The 14,585-nt window shown below is 68.2% G+C and carries 15 protein-coding genes and 1 tRNA gene; 10 read left to right on the forward strand and 6 right to left on the reverse strand.

Features of this window, described 5'->3' with window-relative positions; translation table 11 throughout:
- Positions 1-52: 52 nt before the first annotated feature.
- Together WDU99_RS04355 and WDU99_RS04360 are read left to right on the forward strand one after the other, a co-directional pair.
- Positions 53-135, forward strand: a tRNA-Leu gene (locus WDU99_RS04355).
- A gap of 36 nt (positions 136-171) precedes the next feature.
- Positions 172-792 carry an ANTAR domain-containing response regulator gene (locus tag WDU99_RS04360; protein WP_337331220.1) on the forward strand — a complete coding sequence of 207 codons (621 nt, stop codon included), beginning with the start codon at positions 172-174 and terminating at the stop codon, positions 790-792.
- 82 nt (positions 793-874) lie between these two features.
- Here WDU99_RS04360 and WDU99_RS04365 read toward each other — a convergent pair whose 3' ends face one another.
- Positions 875-1,276 (reverse strand): hotdog fold thioesterase, encoded by a 402-nt coding sequence (locus WDU99_RS04365; protein ID WP_337331426.1) that lies wholly within the window; start codon positions 1,274-1,276, stop codon positions 875-877.
- Positions 1,277-1,339: 63 nt separating this feature from the next.
- Between WDU99_RS04365 and polA the strand changes: the two genes are divergently transcribed.
- The 6 genes from polA to WDU99_RS04395 are packed head-to-tail and all read left to right on the forward strand — an operon-like array spanning position 1,340 to position 8,961.
- The gene (polA, locus tag WDU99_RS04370) at positions 1,340-3,991 is read left to right on the forward strand and encodes a DNA polymerase I (protein WP_337331221.1); all 2,652 of its coding nucleotides are present in this window, start codon (positions 1,340-1,342) and stop codon (positions 3,989-3,991) included.
- Positions 3,992-4,001: 10 nt separating this feature from the next.
- Positions 4,002-5,675: a DUF885 domain-containing protein gene (locus WDU99_RS04375; protein ID WP_337331222.1), complete on the forward strand. Its 1,674-nt coding sequence runs from the start codon at positions 4,002-4,004 to the stop codon at positions 5,673-5,675.
- Positions 5,676-5,731: 56 nt separating this feature from the next.
- Complete coding sequence (locus tag WDU99_RS04380) at positions 5,732-6,760, forward strand: LLM class flavin-dependent oxidoreductase (protein WP_337331223.1); 1,029 nt, start codon at positions 5,732-5,734, stop codon at positions 6,758-6,760.
- A gap of 41 nt (positions 6,761-6,801) precedes the next feature.
- The gene (locus WDU99_RS04385; protein ID WP_337331224.1) at positions 6,802-7,557 is read left to right on the forward strand and encodes an SGNH/GDSL hydrolase family protein; all 756 of its coding nucleotides are present in this window, start codon (positions 6,802-6,804) and stop codon (positions 7,555-7,557) included.
- Positions 7,554-8,216 carry a membrane protein YczE gene (gene yczE, locus WDU99_RS04390; protein WP_337331225.1) on the forward strand — a complete coding sequence of 221 codons (663 nt, stop codon included), beginning with the start codon at positions 7,554-7,556 and terminating at the stop codon, positions 8,214-8,216. Before WDU99_RS04385 ends, yczE begins: the two co-directional genes overlap by 4 nt.
- Position 8,217: 1 nt before the next feature.
- Positions 8,218-8,961, forward strand: a complete 744-nt coding sequence (locus tag WDU99_RS04395) for a formylglycine-generating enzyme family protein (RefSeq protein WP_337331226.1) — start codon at positions 8,218-8,220, stop codon at positions 8,959-8,961.
- 1 nt (position 8,962) lies between these two features.
- Here the strand turns inward: WDU99_RS04395 and WDU99_RS04400 are convergent, their stop codons facing one another.
- Both WDU99_RS04400 and WDU99_RS04405 read right to left on the reverse strand, forming a co-directional pair.
- The gene (locus WDU99_RS04400) at positions 8,963-9,379 is read right to left on the reverse strand and encodes a GNAT family N-acetyltransferase (RefSeq protein ID WP_337331227.1); all 417 of its coding nucleotides are present in this window, start codon (positions 9,377-9,379) and stop codon (positions 8,963-8,965) included.
- On the reverse strand, positions 9,376-10,704 hold the full coding sequence (locus WDU99_RS04405; RefSeq protein WP_337331228.1) for an MFS transporter: 1,329 nt from the start codon (positions 10,702-10,704) through the stop codon (positions 9,376-9,378). Before WDU99_RS04405 ends, WDU99_RS04400 begins: the two co-directional genes overlap by 4 nt.
- Before the next feature lie 440 nt (positions 10,705-11,144).
- Here WDU99_RS04405 and WDU99_RS04410 point away from each other — a divergent pair, with 440 nt between their 5' ends.
- Positions 11,145-11,408 (forward strand): VOC family protein, encoded by a 264-nt coding sequence (locus WDU99_RS04410; RefSeq protein ID WP_337331229.1) that lies wholly within the window; start codon positions 11,145-11,147, stop codon positions 11,406-11,408.
- A gap of 79 nt (positions 11,409-11,487) precedes the next feature.
- The gene (locus tag WDU99_RS04415) at positions 11,488-12,570 is read left to right on the forward strand and encodes a DNA polymerase IV (RefSeq protein ID WP_337331230.1); all 1,083 of its coding nucleotides are present in this window, start codon (positions 11,488-11,490) and stop codon (positions 12,568-12,570) included.
- 296 nt (positions 12,571-12,866) lie between these two features.
- Here the strand turns inward: WDU99_RS04415 and WDU99_RS04420 are convergent, their stop codons facing one another.
- From WDU99_RS04420 to WDU99_RS04430, 3 genes are all read right to left on the reverse strand, one after another.
- Positions 12,867-13,295 carry a TA system VapC family ribonuclease toxin gene (locus tag WDU99_RS04420; protein ID WP_337331231.1) on the reverse strand — a complete coding sequence of 143 codons (429 nt, stop codon included), beginning with the start codon at positions 13,293-13,295 and terminating at the stop codon, positions 12,867-12,869.
- Positions 13,292-13,648, reverse strand: a complete 357-nt coding sequence (locus tag WDU99_RS04425; RefSeq protein WP_337331232.1) for a type II toxin-antitoxin system Phd/YefM family antitoxin — start codon at positions 13,646-13,648, stop codon at positions 13,292-13,294. Before WDU99_RS04425 ends, WDU99_RS04420 begins: the two co-directional genes overlap by 4 nt.
- Positions 13,649-13,718: 70 nt before the next feature.
- Positions 13,719-14,510 (reverse strand): class I SAM-dependent methyltransferase, encoded by a 792-nt coding sequence (locus tag WDU99_RS04430; RefSeq protein ID WP_337331233.1) that lies wholly within the window; start codon positions 14,508-14,510, stop codon positions 13,719-13,721.
- Positions 14,511-14,585: the final 75 nt, after the last annotated feature.

The following is a 14,585-nucleotide window of genomic DNA, read 5'->3' on the forward strand; positions in this document are numbered from 1 at the left end:
GGGGGCGGGGCCTGCGGGCCGCGCCCCTTTTCGTGCGCTAAAGTCGATCCGGGCCGGCGTGGCGGAATGGCAGACGCGGAGCACTCAAAATGCTTTGTCCGAGAGGACGTGTGGGTTCGACCCCCACCGCCGGCACAACAGATTCTGCACCCGTTCCGATAGGATTCATCTGTGACTGAGCAAGAACAGCCCGAGCAGCCCTCGACATCCGCACCGCGACGCGTCGTCGTCGCCGAGGATGAGTCGCTGATCCGCCTCGACATCGTCGAGATCCTGCGTGACAACGGCTTCGATGTCGTCGGCGAGGCCGGTGACGGCGAGACCGCCGTGCAGCTGGCCACCGAGCTGCGTCCCGACCTCGTCGTGATGGATGTCAAGATGCCGCAGCTCGACGGCATCAGCGCAGCTGAGAAGCTGCACAAGGCCAACATCGCCCCCGTCGTGCTGCTGACCGCGTTCAGCCAGAAGGAGCTCGTCGAGCGCGCCAGCGAGGCCGGTGCATTGGCCTACGTGGTCAAGCCGTTCACCCCGAACGACCTGCTGCCCGCGATCGAGATCGCCCTGGCCCGGCACGAGCAGATCATCACGCTCGAGGCCGAGGTCGCCGACATGGTCGAGCGCTTCGAGACCCGCAAGCTCGTCGACCGCGCCAAGGGACTTCTCAACGAGAAGATGGGCCTCAGTGAGCCGGAGGCGTTCCGCTGGATTCAGAAGGCGTCCATGGACCGCCGCCTGACCATGCAGGACGTCGCCAAGGCGATCATCGAGCAGCTCGCTCCGAAGAAGTCCTGACCCGAGTCTCACCGAGACGGCCCCGCGTGCATCGCGCGCGGGGCCGTCTCGTGTCTCGGGCCCGTCCGCGTGGCCTCGAGTATCAGTCGCGATCCCGGATCATGTTCGTGATGCGGATGGTCGAGCAGCGCCGGCCCTGATCATCGGAGACGACGATCTCGTGCACGGTCATGCTGCGGCCGAGATGGATCGGGGTGCACACCCCGGTGACGACCCCCGATGTCGCCGAGCGCGTGTGCGTGGCATTGATGTCGATGCCCACGGCCAGCCGCCCGGCACCGGCGTGCAGATTCGCCGACATCGATCCGAGCGATTCGCCGAGCACCACGTAGGCGCCGCCGTGCAGCAGGCCGACCGGCTGGGTGTTGCCCTCGACGGGCATCGTGGCGACGCTGCGCTCGATCGAGAACTCGGTGAACTCGATGCCCATCTTCTCGGCCAGGGCGCCCATACCCCGGCGAGTGGCCCATTCGAGTCCCGACATGTCGGTCTGCTGTGTCACGTGTCCTCCTCAGCGAGTGTCCGTCGCTCTCGTTAGGCTTGCAGGGTGACGGACTCCGCAAAGCCTACCCTCATGGTCGTCGACGGCCACTCGCTCGCCTATCGGGCGTTCTTCGCCCTCCCCGTGGAGAACTTCACGACGAAGGACAATCAGCACACGAACGCCATCTACGGCTTCCTGTCGATGCTGGTCAACCTCATCAAGGCCGAGCGGCCGACCCACATGGCGATCGCCTTCGACACCTCCAGGCACTCGTTCCGCACCGACGAGTATCCCGAGTACAAGGCGACGCGATCCGAGACGCCGTCCGAGTTCAAGGGTCAGATCCCGCTGCTGCACGACTGCCTGGCTGCCATGTCGATCCCTGTGCTCACCAAGGAGGGGATCGAGGCCGACGACATCCTGGCCACTCTGTCGGTGCAGGGATCGGCGCAGGGCTACGACGTGCTGCTCGTATCCGGCGATCGCGACACGATCCAGCTGGTGAACGACGAGGTCACGCTGCTGTATCCGTCGGTGCAGGGCGTGTCGCAGCTGAAGCGCTACGACCCGGTCGCGGTCCAGGAGCGCTACGGTGTGCGGCCCGAGCAGTACCCCGACATCGCCGCTCTGGTCGGCGAGACCAGCGACAACCTCCCCGGCGTGCCGAAGGTGGGCGAGAAGACCGCCGTGAAGTGGCTGACTCAGTTCGGCAGCCTCGACGAGCTGCTCGAGCGGGCAGAGGAGATCAAGGGCGTCGTCGGCGGCAATCTGCGCGAGCACATGGACGATGTGCGCCGCAACCGCAAGCTGAACCGCCTGCTCATCGACGTCGAGTTGCCGGTGGGGCCGGCAGACCTCGCCGTCGCGCCGATCGACGCGCAGGCCGTGCGCGACATCTTCGCCCGCCTGGAGTTCCGCACGCTGCTGCCGCGCGTGTTCGAAGCCGTCGGCGCGACCGATGAGCCGGTGCACGACGAGCCGGCCGTGCAGGTTCCCGTGCCCGTGGAGTCGGCACCCGCCGAGTTCGCCGCGTGGCTGCCGGCGCAGACCGGCGAGCTCGGTCTCACGCTGGTCACCGCGGGAGGCCGGGTCACCCGGATCGGTGTCGCCGGCGAGACCGAGCTGCGTGAGGGGGACTGGAGCGACGAGATGGCCGATGCGCTGCGCGCATGGCTCGAATCGGATGCCGGGAAGGTGCTCAACGACGCGAAGAAGCAGGTGAAGGCGCTGCTGCGCGAACGCATCCGCCTCGGCGGCCTCAGGTACGACACCCTGCTGGCCGGCTGGCTGATGCGCCCGAGCTTCCCCGACAAGACCCTCGCCCATCTCGTCGACCGTTACCTGGGCGAGAAGCTCCCCGAAGCCGACCCCTCGCAGCTGGTGCCCGAGACCGATGGCGCCACGCCCGCTCAGGAAGCATGGTTCACCCTCCGCGCGGCCGTGGCGCTGCGCGAGGCCATGCCCGAGTCGGTGACCGCGGTGCTCACCGACATCGAGCTGCCCGCGCTGCTGGTGCTGGCCGATATGGAGGCCGCCGGAGTCGCGGTCTCGCACGACGTGCTCTCGACGTTCTCCGGCGAGCTGCTCACGCGCACCGATGGTCTCGCCGCTGAGGCGTTCGCGCTCGTCGGCCGCGAGTTCAACCTCGGTTCACCCAAGCAGCTGCAGGAGGTGCTGTTCGAAGACCTGCAGCTGCCCAAGACCCGCAAGACCAAGACCGGCTACTCGACGGATGCCGCCGTGCTCGCGGATCTGCAGGAGTCCCATCCGCATCCCTTCCTCGCCCTGCTGCTGCAGCATCGCGAGGCCACGAAGCTGCGTCAGATCATCGAATCGCTCGACAGCGCCATCGGCAAGAACGGGGCGATCCCCGACGACCACCGCATCCACACCACGTACGTGCAGACCGGCAGCCAGACCGGCCGGCTCTCGAGCACCGATCCCAACCTGCAGAACATCCCGGTGCGCACCGAGGAGTCACGGCGCATCCGCAGCGCGTTCGAGGTCGGCGAAGGCTATGAGACCCTGCTGACGGCGGACTACTCCCAGATCGAGATGCGCATCATGGCGCATCTCTCGGGCGACGCCGGACTGATCGAGGCGTTCAACTCGGGGGAGGACCTGCACCGCTTCGTCGGGGCCAGGGTCTTCGGCGTCGAGCCCGAGGAAGTCACCTCGGCGATGCGCACCAAGGTCAAGGCCATGTCGTACGGGCTCGTCTACGGGCTGAGCGCGTTCGGACTGTCCAAGCAGCTGCGCATCGAGCAGGCCGAGGCCAAGAAGCTCATGCTCGAGTACTTCGCACGCTTCGGTGCGGTGCGCGATTATCTGCGCGCCTCGGTGCTGCAGGCGAAGGAAGACGGATACACCGAGACGATCTTCGGCCGTCGACGCCCGTTCCCCGACCTGAGCAGCCCCAACCGCGTGCTGCGCGAGAACGCCGAGCGCGCCGCGCTGAACGCACCGATCCAGGGCAGCGCGGCCGACATCATGAAGATCGCCCTGAACCGCATCCACGCCGACCTGCGGAAGGGCGGGCTGGGCTCTCGCGTGCTGTTGCAGATCCACGACGAACTCGTCGTGGAGATCGCGCCCGGCGAATGGGATCGTGTCGAGCAGATCGTGCGCACCCAGATGGCCGGGGCCGCCGATCTGTCGGTGCCGCTGGACGTGCAGGTCGGCGCCGGCCGCGACTGGAACGAGGCCGCGCACTAGGCTCGTCTGCATGACTTCTGAACCTCGCATCCCCACCGCGATCGACCAGGTCGCGGAGCGCTGGGTCGACACACTCGTCGACCTCTCGCCGGTTCTGGCGACGTACATCGGCCGCAACGAGGCCAATGGCCGCCTGGACGACGTCAGCCCCGAGGGGCACGAGCACGCGGTCTCAGCCGCCCGCGCAGCTCTCGCGGAGCTCGAGGCACTCGAGCCGATCGACGCCGTCGACGAGGTGACGAAGACCGATCTCTCCGCTGAGCTGCGGCTGCAGTCCGAGCTGCACGATGCGCAGTGGCACCTGCGCGATCTGAACGTGATCGCGTCGGCCGCGCAGGATTTCCGCCAGGCCTTCGACCTGATGCCCACGAGCACCGCTGATGACTGGTCGGTCGTGTCGGAGCGCCTCGCCGCCGTGCCCGCGGCGCTGAAGGGCTACATGCAGACGCTGCGCGAGGGCATCCGACACGGCGTCGTGCCCGCGCGCCGACAGGTGCGCGAGGTCGCGACGCAGATCGCCCGCTACAGCGCCGACGACGGCTTCTTCACGGCCTTCGTCGCCGGTGCGGCACCCGAAGAGGGGCAGCTGCCGGCATCCCTCGCCCGCGACCTCGCCGACCACGCGAACGCCGCTCGCGTCGCCTATGACGCGCTCGGCGCGTTCCTGACCGGCGAGCTCGCGCCGGTGGCGGGGGAGGAGGATGCCGTCGGCCGCGACCTGTATACGCTGAACTCCCGTCGTTTCCTCGGTGCCACGATCGACCTCGACGAGACCTACGAATGGGGTCGTGAAGAGCTGGCGCGGATGATCTCCGAACAGGAGGCGATCGCCGACGAGATCCTGCCCGGAGCGACGGTCGAGGAGGCCGTCGCTCATCTCGAGGCAGATCCCGCACGCAAGCTGCACGGCACCGAGGCGCTGCAGCAGTGGATGCAGCAGACCAGTGACCGCGCGATCGCCGAGCTCGGCGCTTCGCACTTCGACATCCCCGAGCAGATCCGCGAGCTGGAGTGCATGATCGCCCCCACGCAGGAGGGCGGCATCTACTACACCGGTCCTACCGACGACTTCTCGCGTCCGGGCCGCATGTGGTGGTCGGTGCCCGCCGGCGTCACCGAGTTCGACACGTGGCGTGAGCTGACCACCGTATACCACGAGGGCGTTCCCGGTCACCACCTGCAGATCGCCCAGGCGACATACAACCGCGCCGAGCTGAACACCTGGCGACGGGTGCTCGCAGGCACGTCAGGTCACGCCGAGGGCTGGGCCCTTTACGCCGAGCGGCTGATGCAGCAGCTGGGGTACCTCGATGACCCGGCCGACCGTCTGGGCATGCTCGACGGCCAGCGCATGCGCGCACTGCGGGTGGTGCTCGACATCGGCGTGCACCTGAAGAAGCCCACTCTCGACGGCGATGGCATCTGGGACCACGACTACGCACTCGAGCAGATGCGCCGCAACGTGAACATGCCCGACGAGTTCCGGCAGTTCGAGGTCAATCGATACCTCGGCTGGCCGGGACAGGCACCGTCGTACAAGGTGGGTCAGCGCATCTGGGAGCAGGTGCGCGACGCGGTGCGCGAGCAGCAGGGCGAGTCGTTCAATTTCAAGGACTTCCACAAGCGCGCGCTCGACCTCGGCGGCGTCGGACTCGACACACTGCGCAGTGCGCTGATCCGCTGACCGGGAATGTCGCACGCCCCGACGTGGTTCATGCAGGTGCATACGAAAGGACCGGCATGACCATCGAATTCGGCCTCGACACCTTCGGCGACGTCACCCGTGGACCCGACGGCGAGCTGCTCAGCCAGGCACAGACGATCCGCAACGTGGTCGCACAGGCGGAACTCGCCGACCGGGTCGGCGTGGACTTCTTCGGGGTGGGGGAGCACCACCGCCCCGAGTTCGCCGTCTCAGCACCGGAGATGGTTCTGGCCGCGATCGCCTCTCGCACCGAGCGCATGCGGCTGGGCACAGCGGTGACCGTGCTGTCGTCCGATGATCCGGTGCGGGTGTACGAGCGCTTCGCCACCCTGGATGCGGTCTCCGACGGCCGCGCCGAGATCGTCGTCGGGCGCGGATCGTTCATCGAGTCCTTCCCCCTGTTCGGCTACGACCTGCGCGACTACGAGGCGCTGTTCGAGGAGAAGCTCGACCTGCTCGTCGAGCTGGTCAAGGAGCAGCCCGTGACCTGGTCGGGCACGATGCGCGCGCCACTGGCCGACGCCGACGTGTTCCCGAAGACCGCGAACGGCATGCCGGTGTGGGTGGGTGTGGGCGGCAGTCCCGAGTCGGTCGTGCGGGTCGCTCGGCACGGGGTCGGCCTCATGCTGGCGATCATCGGAGGGCCCGCCGCGCGGTTCGCCCCGTTCGTCGAGCTGTACCACCGATCGGTGAACAGTTTCGGCACACAGCAGCATCCGATCGCCGTGCACTCGCCCGGCCACATCGGCGACACCGATGAGCAGGCGTGGGAAGAGGCGTTCCCGGGATTCGAGGCGATGCACAACGCCATCGGACGCGAGCGGGGCTGGCCAGAGTACAGCCGCGCACGCTTCCAGAACGACGTCGGCCCGGCCGGCGCTGTCTACAGCGGCTCGCCGGATCGTGTCGCCGCCAAGATCGCCGACACCATCCGCACGCTCGGCATCGGGCGCTTCGATCTGAAGTACGCCACGGGCACTCTCACGCACGAGGCGATGATGCGCAGCATCGAGCTGTACGGCACAGAGGTCGTCCCGCGGGTCAAGCGGCTGCTCGCCGACTGACGGCGTCGTCCGCCCGTCGCGGACGGCAATAGGCTGGAGCGATGGCAGAAGTGCGCTTCGTGGCGATCGGCGACTCGTTCACCGAGGGTGTCGGCGACGAGCTCCCCGACGGCACCGTACGCGGGTGGGCGGACCTTGCCGCGCAGGGATGGGCGGATGCCACCGGCGAGGCGGTCGAGTACGCGAACCTCGCGATCCGCGGACGGCTGGTCTGGCCGATCGTCGACGAGCAGCTCGAGGCGGCGCTCGCCCTGCATCCGACGCATCTGTCGTTCAACGGCGGCGGCAACGACATCCTGCGCCCGAACGCCGACATCGAGCACATCGCCGACGCGTTCAGCCGGGTGCTGCGGCGCTGTGACGAACAGGGCGTGCAGCTCATCCTGCTCTCAGGGGCGAATCCGAGTGGGCAGCTGCCGATGGGCGATGTCTTCCAGCGTCGCGGAGACCTGCTCTCGGCCGCGGTCCAGACCCGCATCGACGACCGCCCCGATGTGATCCGCGCGTGGAACTGGCCGGACGCGGAACTGTCACGACCGCGCTACTGGTCACCGGATCGTCTGCACATGAATGCCAACGGGCATCATCGCGTCGCTGCGCGCGTGCTGCGGGCCGTGGGCGTCGAGCCGCCGGCGGAGTGGTGGTCACCGGGCAACGAGCTGCCCGCGAGCCCTGCGGGCCTGGCGTACTACCGGGAGTTCGTCGGCCCGTGGATCAAGCGCCGCGTGACGCGCACGTCGTCCGGCGACGGTCGCGCGGCGAAGTACGCCGAATGGGTGGAGCGGATGCCGCAGTGAGCCGCTTCACCGGTCGCCGCCTGCCTCGACGCTTCGCGCAGCTGTTCGTCGGCGTGTTCCTCTACGGCGTCGGGATCGCGTTCATCATCCGCGGTGCGATCGGCGCCGCGCCCTGGGATGTGCTGACACAGGGCATCACCAACCACGTGCCGCTCTCGTTCGGGACGGTCACGATCGTCGTCAGCGTCATCGTGCTGCTGCTGTGGATCCCGATCCGGCAGAAGCCCGGCTTCGGCACCATCGTGAACGCACTGGGCGTCGGTCCGGCGGCCGACGCCACCTTCCTGGTGCTGCCGCAGCCGGAGATGCTCTGGGCTCGGGTGCTGTTCTTCATCATCGGTCTCACCGTGCTCGCGGCGGCGACCGGGATGTACATCGGTGCGCATTTCGGTCCGGGGCCGCGCGATGGGCTGATGACCGGCTTGCATCAGCGTCTCGGGTGGCCGATCTGGGTGGTGCGCACCGCGCTGGAGGTCACGGTCGTGATCATCGGCTGGGCGCTGGGCGGCAACGTCGGAGTCGGCACGGTGGCGTTCGCCCTGCTGGTGGGCCCGCTGTGCCAATTCTTCATGCGCGTCTTCGCTGTGCGACCCGCCGGGGGAGAGGACCCCGGCCGTCACTCCGACACGCGTCCCGGTCCTGTCCCGGTGACGGGCTGACATGGACCTGTGGGAGCTGCGCGCGCTGCCGGCCGGAACAGTGACGCTGCACGACGCTCGGCGCAAGACGCAGCGCACGGTGGCGCTGGAGCCGTTCGAGATCGGTGTGTTCGCGGTCACCGAGGAGCAGTTCGCCGAGGTTCTGGGCATTGCTGCGCAGCATCCCCGCCGCCCTGCGCGCGATCTCAGCTGGATGCGCGCGATCCGCTTCTGCAACGCCGCCTCGGAGTGGGAGGGTCTCGACCGGGCCTACGCGTTCGACGGCGAGGAGGTCACCTGGCATGTCGACAGCGACGGCTACCGCCTGCCGACAGAAGCCGAGTGGGAGTACGCGTGCCGTGCGGGCTCGACCGGGCCGCATTTCGGTCCGCTCGCCGACGTCGCGTGGACCGCGGCCGACGGCACGTCGGCCCCGCAGGACGTCGGGCTGAAGCTGCCCAACCTGAACGGGCTGTTCGACACGCTCGGCAATGTCTGGGAGTGGTGCTGGGACTTCCTCGATCCCGAACGGTACGACGACTATCGGGTGTTCCGCGGCGGCGGCTTCGCCGACGATGCATGGAGTGTGCGCGCCGGGGTTCGGCGCGGCGGCGCGCCGCGCATGCACCATGACGATGTCGGCTTGCGGCTCGCGCGCGGCGGCGTCGATGCGGTGGATGCTGCGCAGGGCTGGTCCGCACGGGCCGACGTCGAGCGCGGCGGGCGCGGGGGTGCGCGGCCGATCGGCTGGACCCCGCGCGGTTGAGTCAGACCATCGGGCGGATCATGTACCGGGTCGGGTCCTCCGAGGGCGCGAAGCCGTACTGAGCGTACAGACCGTGCGCGTCAGCGGTGGCCAGGAGGATGCGGGTGACAGACATCCGCTCGATGTCGGCGACGACGCCTTCGATCAGGAGCTTGCCGATGCCGTGCCCGCGTTCGTCCTGATCGACGAACACATCGCACAGCCAGGCGAAGGTCACCGCGTCGGTCACGACACGGGCATAGGCGACCTGTCGGCCGTCGCCGTCGACGACGGCATAGTTGCGGGAGGCGTCGATCGCAGCATCCTGCACTTCACGCGCTCGCCCGGCGGCCCAGTAGGACTGCTCGCTGAGCCACGCGTGCACACGCTCGCGATCGATGTCGATGAGGTCTGCGGAGAATCGGTACTCGTCGGTCATCGGTGTCTTCTTCTCTCGGGGTCGAGTCCCATGCGGATGCGGGTGCTCTTGCGTTCGTGGACGATGAAGGCGGTGCCGAGCACCCACAGCGGCACGTGCGTCAGGAACGCCCAGCGGAACGCCTCGAGCGAGTACGTGTCGGGCGTGCCGGCGCCCTGCAGGTCGAGCGTCAGGCCGATCAAGAAGATCGCGACCAGCGCGGCGAGGAATCCGCCCGAGTTCGTCACTCCTGTGGCGGTGCTGAGCCGGTGGGCGGGGTTGTGCGTGCGCGCGTGGTCGAAGGCGATCATGGATGCCGGTCCGCCGGCGGCCAGGCAGATCACGAGCACCGTGAGCAGCCAGATCGGTGCGGGCCCCGGCCACAGGGCGACGGCGAGCCACGCGGTCACCTGAACACCGATGCTGGGCAGGACCAGCGCGAGGGAACGTCGCGTCGGGATGCGGCGCGACAGGATCCCGAGCAGAGGTCCGAGCGTCATCGCCACGACCACGTTGAGCGACAGCAGTCCCGCCGCGGCGGCGGGGGAGAGGCCCTCGCCCGCGGTGAGGTACGGCATTCCCCACAGCAGCAGGAAGGCCGTGCTCGCGAACGGCGTGGTGAAGTGCGACCAGAATGCCAGCCGCGTGCCCGGGTGCGCCCATGCGGCGCGGATGCCGACGCCGGTGTCGATGGCGGAGGTGACGACGCGCACGGCGCCGGTCTCGGTGTTGACGCTCACGTCGGCCGGCCGCTCGGGCGGGTGGTTGCGCACGATCGCCCAGACCAGCACAGCGAACAGCAGACCGAGCCCGGCGACGCTGCCGAAGGTGATGCTCCAGGTGGTGGCGTGCAGCAGAGCGGCAAGGGGGAGCAGCGCGGCGAGCTGACCGGTCTGACCCACCAGTCCGGTCAGCTGCACCATCACCGGGCCGCGCTGGGCGGGGAACCAGGTGGCCACCAGGCGCAGCACCGCGGGGAAGATCGCGGCGTCTCCGGCGCCGAGCAGTACGCGCGCGACCAGCGCGACGCCGATGCTGGGCGAGATCGCCATCACGAACTGCCCGAGGGCCATCAGCAGCATCCCGATGACCATGATCGGGCGCGAGCCGTACCGGTCGAGGAGCACGCCGATGGGGATCTGCATTCCGCCGTAGACGGCGAGCTGCACGACCGCGAACATCGACAGCGTGGCGGCATCGGCGCTGAAGCGCTCCGCCGTGTCGACGCCGACCGCGCTGAGAGAGTTGCGGTTGGTGATGGCGAGGATGTACGCGGCGACGGCGACGCCCCAGACGAACCAGGCCCGCCACCCGGGAGATGTCGTGGGTGGGGGAGCCGTGGTCACCACTCAAGGTTAGTCCCGCTGTCGGTACCGCTCGGCACATCGATCAGGAATCGAGAAGGATGCCCGCAGCGCGCGACTTATGTTCGAGGTATGGACATCAACAGCATCACTCTGGAAGTCGACAACACCGATCTGATCGAGCCCACCGAGCGGTTCTACCGGGACGCGCTGCAGGTCGGCGAACGTGTGCGGGTCCGCCGGGTTCGTCTCCGAGCAGCGGGTTCCGAGGGTTCGCTCCCTCGCTGGGATTCGCTCAGCCGGCCGACGTCGACGCACACTTCGATCGAGCGATCAACGCCGGTGCTCAGGCTCTCAAACCCGTCGCGAAGGGCATCTGGGGCTACGGCGGCTCTCTGCGCGCACCCGACGGGACCATCTGGCAGCTCTCGAGCGAGAGCAAGAAGAACACCGCGCCGGCGACGGGTGAGATCACGAGTCTGGTGCTGCTGCTGGGAGTGGCCGACGTCAAGGCGAGCAGGAAGTTCTACGAGCAGCACGGCGCAAGCGTGGCGAAGAGCTTCGGCGGCACCTATGCGGAGTTCTCGACCGGCCCCGTGACGCTCGCTCTGTACAAGCGGGCTGGGCTGGCGAAGCAGGTGGGGCTGTCGGATGCCACGGGCAGCGGGTCGCACCGGTTGGCGGTGCACGCCGATGGCGAATTCACCGATCCCGACGGCTACATCTGGTCGGCCGCCGCGCGCTGACGGAGTCGGGCGCGTCGCGATCCTCGCGTGGTTGCCGTTCCAGGTGACAACGGGGCGCTATGTGGCTCAGACTCGAGCTATGAGTCCGGTGCCGTGGGTGCTGCACGTCGACATGGATCAGTTCATCGCCGCCGTCGAGGTGCTGCGCCGCCCCGAGCTGGCCGGACGCCCCGTCATCGTGGGTGGCAGCGGAGATCCGACGCAGCGGGCGGTGGTCTCCACCGCGTCGTACGAGGCTCGAGCGCACGGCATCGGGTCGGGGATGCCGTTGAAGATCGCGGCCCGTAAAGCACCGCCCGACGCCGTGTTCCTGCCCGTCGACCATGCCGCGTACGAGCAGGCATCCGCCCTCGTGATGCAGACCCTGCGTGCGATGCCCGACGTCATCGTCGAGATCATCGGCTGGGATGAATGCTTCCTCGGGATCACGACGGATGACCCCGAGATGATCGCTCGGAAGGCGCAGCAGGCGGTGTTCGATGCGACCGGGCTGCACTGCTCGGTCGGGATCGGCGACAACAAGGTACGCGCCAAGATCGCCACTGACTTCGGAAAGCCGCGCGGATCGTTCCGACTCACCGAGCAGAACTGGTTCGTGGTGATGGGGGAGCGGCCCACTCGCGATCTGTGGGGCATCGGCCCACGGGTGCAGAAGCGCCTGGCGGAGCATGGCATCCACATGGTGCGGGAACTCGCCGATGCGAATGAAGCCGAGATGGTCGAGGAATTCGGCCCCAAGATGGGCCTCTGGTACCACGGACTCGGGTTCGGGCGCGGGCCGGCTGTCGTCGATGACACACCCTGGGTCGCCCGCAGCCACAGCCGCGAGACGACGTTCCAGCAGAATCTGACCGACCCCGCGCAGATCGAGTCGGCGCTGCGCGAACTGTCCCAGCAGGCGTTCGATGACTGTGCGGCCGAGGGACGACCGGTGATACGGGTGCACCTGAAGGTGCGCTACGCGCCGTTCGAGACACGAACGTTCGGCCGCAAGCTCGCGGAGCCCACCGAGCGCAGCGCGGACGTGATCGATGCGGTTCTCGCACTGGCATCCGCCCTGGACGGTGACCGGGAGGTGAGGCTGCTGGGCGTGCGCGCAGAGATGACCCCGCCGCCGGAAGATGACGCTGTCGAGCGAACGCCTGTGCGCGGCCGGATGTGACGCGGGGAGCGGCGTCGCGCGCGACTGCACACTGCGGTCGAGTCATGGATCGAGTTCCTGACCGTCGACTGGGCCCGGCGACGAATGCGCGCAACGCCGTGGAGTTGTCATCGACTGGTGCGAGGCGCTGCTGCGGGGCGACGCGGGGGATGACGACGCACGGTACCCAGACATCGTCTGGCTGGGCGGCACGATCGGATGGCCGCCACACTGGAGCCGGGCCTGGCGCCTATCCCTTCATGTTCTGACATAATGTGCATTATCGGCTATTCCGTGTGCAGTGCTGACTTAGCCGTTCAGTCCCAGATCTCAACCAGGTGACGCTCGTTCGGACGCAGTGCACGCACGATGCCGGCATCGAATGTCGCGAGCACGCGGTCGCTCGAGGCCGCGATGTTCACGAGCTGCAGGTCCGTGACCTGCCGTCGTCCTCGCAGATCATCGCCGGCGACCGTCCACGTCACAGGCGACGCGTCATCAGCGACCCAGGACCAGCCCTCAGCGCGTCGCAGCGCGCGCAGCTGCCCCATGGCTTCCGCTGCGGTGACCGGTCTGCCCACGACGTTCTCCGTCAACAACAGCCTGAGCAGCCCGAGCTCGGTGATCGGCGTCGTGCTCCACGCGTCGATCGACCCGAACCGCTCGTGCGCGCGCTCGTGATGGACATGACCGTCCCAGCTGAGCGCCAGCAGGACGTTCACATCCAACAGCCGCGGACGGTTCACGGGTCATCCCGATACTCGGCCACGAGCTCGTCGGTGACAACATGCCCCGGCGCGCCCCGCAGCACAGGAATCCCGCTGCGAATGCGTGGTGCCGCATCCTCAGAACGCTCGATACCGAGTGCAGCGAGCTCGGAAAGCACACGTTCCGCGGAGATCCCCCGCGCTGTCGCCCGAGCCTGGACTTCGCGGAAGACGGTCGGCGCCAACCAGTGCTCCAGGCCGCTTTCCGCCGCATAGGGCACCAAGCGCGCAACCGGCTTTCCGTGGTCAGTGACCGTCACGACATCGCCCCCACGCACGGCTGCCAGATACCTGCTGAGACCGTCTCTGAGCTCTCGGATGCCGATGTTCATCCAGTCCCTCCCCGAATTGTGGCGCTTTCTGTGATTATAGCCACAATCCGGCGTGGGGTCGTCCGCCTCGTCAGTCCGGCACGCGGGCGATGGCGAGCAGATGCGCGCTCATGTCGCGGATGCCGGGCAGCGAAGATGCAGTCTTGGCGATCGTCAGCGCGGCATCCGCCACCTGCTCCCCCGCATTCTGCAGCGATTCCAAGAGGGCACCCGCCGGCCCCTCGACACCGACGACCTCGAGCACGTCGAGTCCCGCGGCTCCCACCTCGGCTTCGAGTTCCTCGGCCGTATGGAAGTGGCCCGCCGGAAATCGCATGCCATCGGAAGGTGCTCCGGTCGCCGCGAGCCTGAGCCACTCCCCCGGATACGGGTCAGGCACGGGTCGCCCCAGCGTTGCCTTGCCGAACGCGATATAGCGCGATAGTGCCGCGGCGAAGACATACCCTCGGGGCCGAACTACTCGCTTCGCTTCGCGCAGCGCGAGCAGCCGAGCGTCCGGGGTGGCCAGGTGATAAAGCGGCCCCAGCATGATCGCGGAGTCGAAGCTCGCATCGGCGAACGGCAGATCACGGGCATCCGCCACGTGCGCCGAGAGACCGACGCCACGCGCCTGCTCCACGTGACGCGGAACCGGATCGATCAGTTCGACCGAGAAGCCCGCATCCGCCAGCGCTCGCGCATGCACGCCGGCACCGCCGCCGATGTCGAGCACGCTCCCGCTCGCCACCCGAGCACGGATGATCTCCTGCGTGCGGGCGAACTCGAGCGGCCCCTGTGCGGAGCGCGTCGTGAGCCGCACGTTCTCGTCGAAGATCTCGCCGTAGTACGACTGGATGCGGGTGTCGATGTCCTGCTGATTCACGTTTCGTCTCCTCGCTGCGCTCGTCGCTCAACGACCGGGGGGTATCGCTGCGCTCGTCGCTCGACGACCGGGGGC

This window comes from Microbacterium bandirmense (assembly GCF_037204185.1).
Lineage (GTDB): Bacteria > Actinomycetota > Actinomycetes > Actinomycetales > Microbacteriaceae > Microbacterium > Microbacterium bandirmense.

Bases quoted from the DNA above. Each gene is read 5' to 3' on its own strand.
- WDU99_RS04365 (WP_337331426.1), bottom strand. From the start codon at position 1,276: ATGTCGGGACTCGAATGGGCCACTCGCCGGGGTATGGGCGCCCTGGCC.
- WDU99_RS04375 (WP_337331222.1), top strand. From the start codon at position 4,002: ATGACTTCTGAACCTCGCATCCCCACCGCGATCGACCAGGTCGCGGAG.
- WDU99_RS04380 (WP_337331223.1), top strand. From the start codon at position 5,732: ATGACCATCGAATTCGGCCTCGACACCTTCGGCGACGTCACCCGTGGA.
- WDU99_RS04385 (WP_337331224.1), top strand. From the start codon at position 6,802: ATGGCAGAAGTGCGCTTCGTGGCGATCGGCGACTCGTTCACCGAGGGT.
- WDU99_RS04395 (WP_337331226.1), top strand. From the start codon at position 8,218: ATGGACCTGTGGGAGCTGCGCGCGCTGCCGGCCGGAACAGTGACGCTG.
- WDU99_RS04400 (WP_337331227.1), bottom strand. From the start codon at position 9,379: ATGACCGACGAGTACCGATTCTCCGCAGACCTCATCGACATCGATCGC.
- WDU99_RS04415 (WP_337331230.1), top strand. From the start codon at position 11,488: ATGAGTCCGGTGCCGTGGGTGCTGCACGTCGACATGGATCAGTTCATC.
- WDU99_RS04425 (WP_337331232.1), bottom strand. From the start codon at position 13,648: ATGAACATCGGCATCCGAGAGCTCAGAGACGGTCTCAGCAGGTATCTG.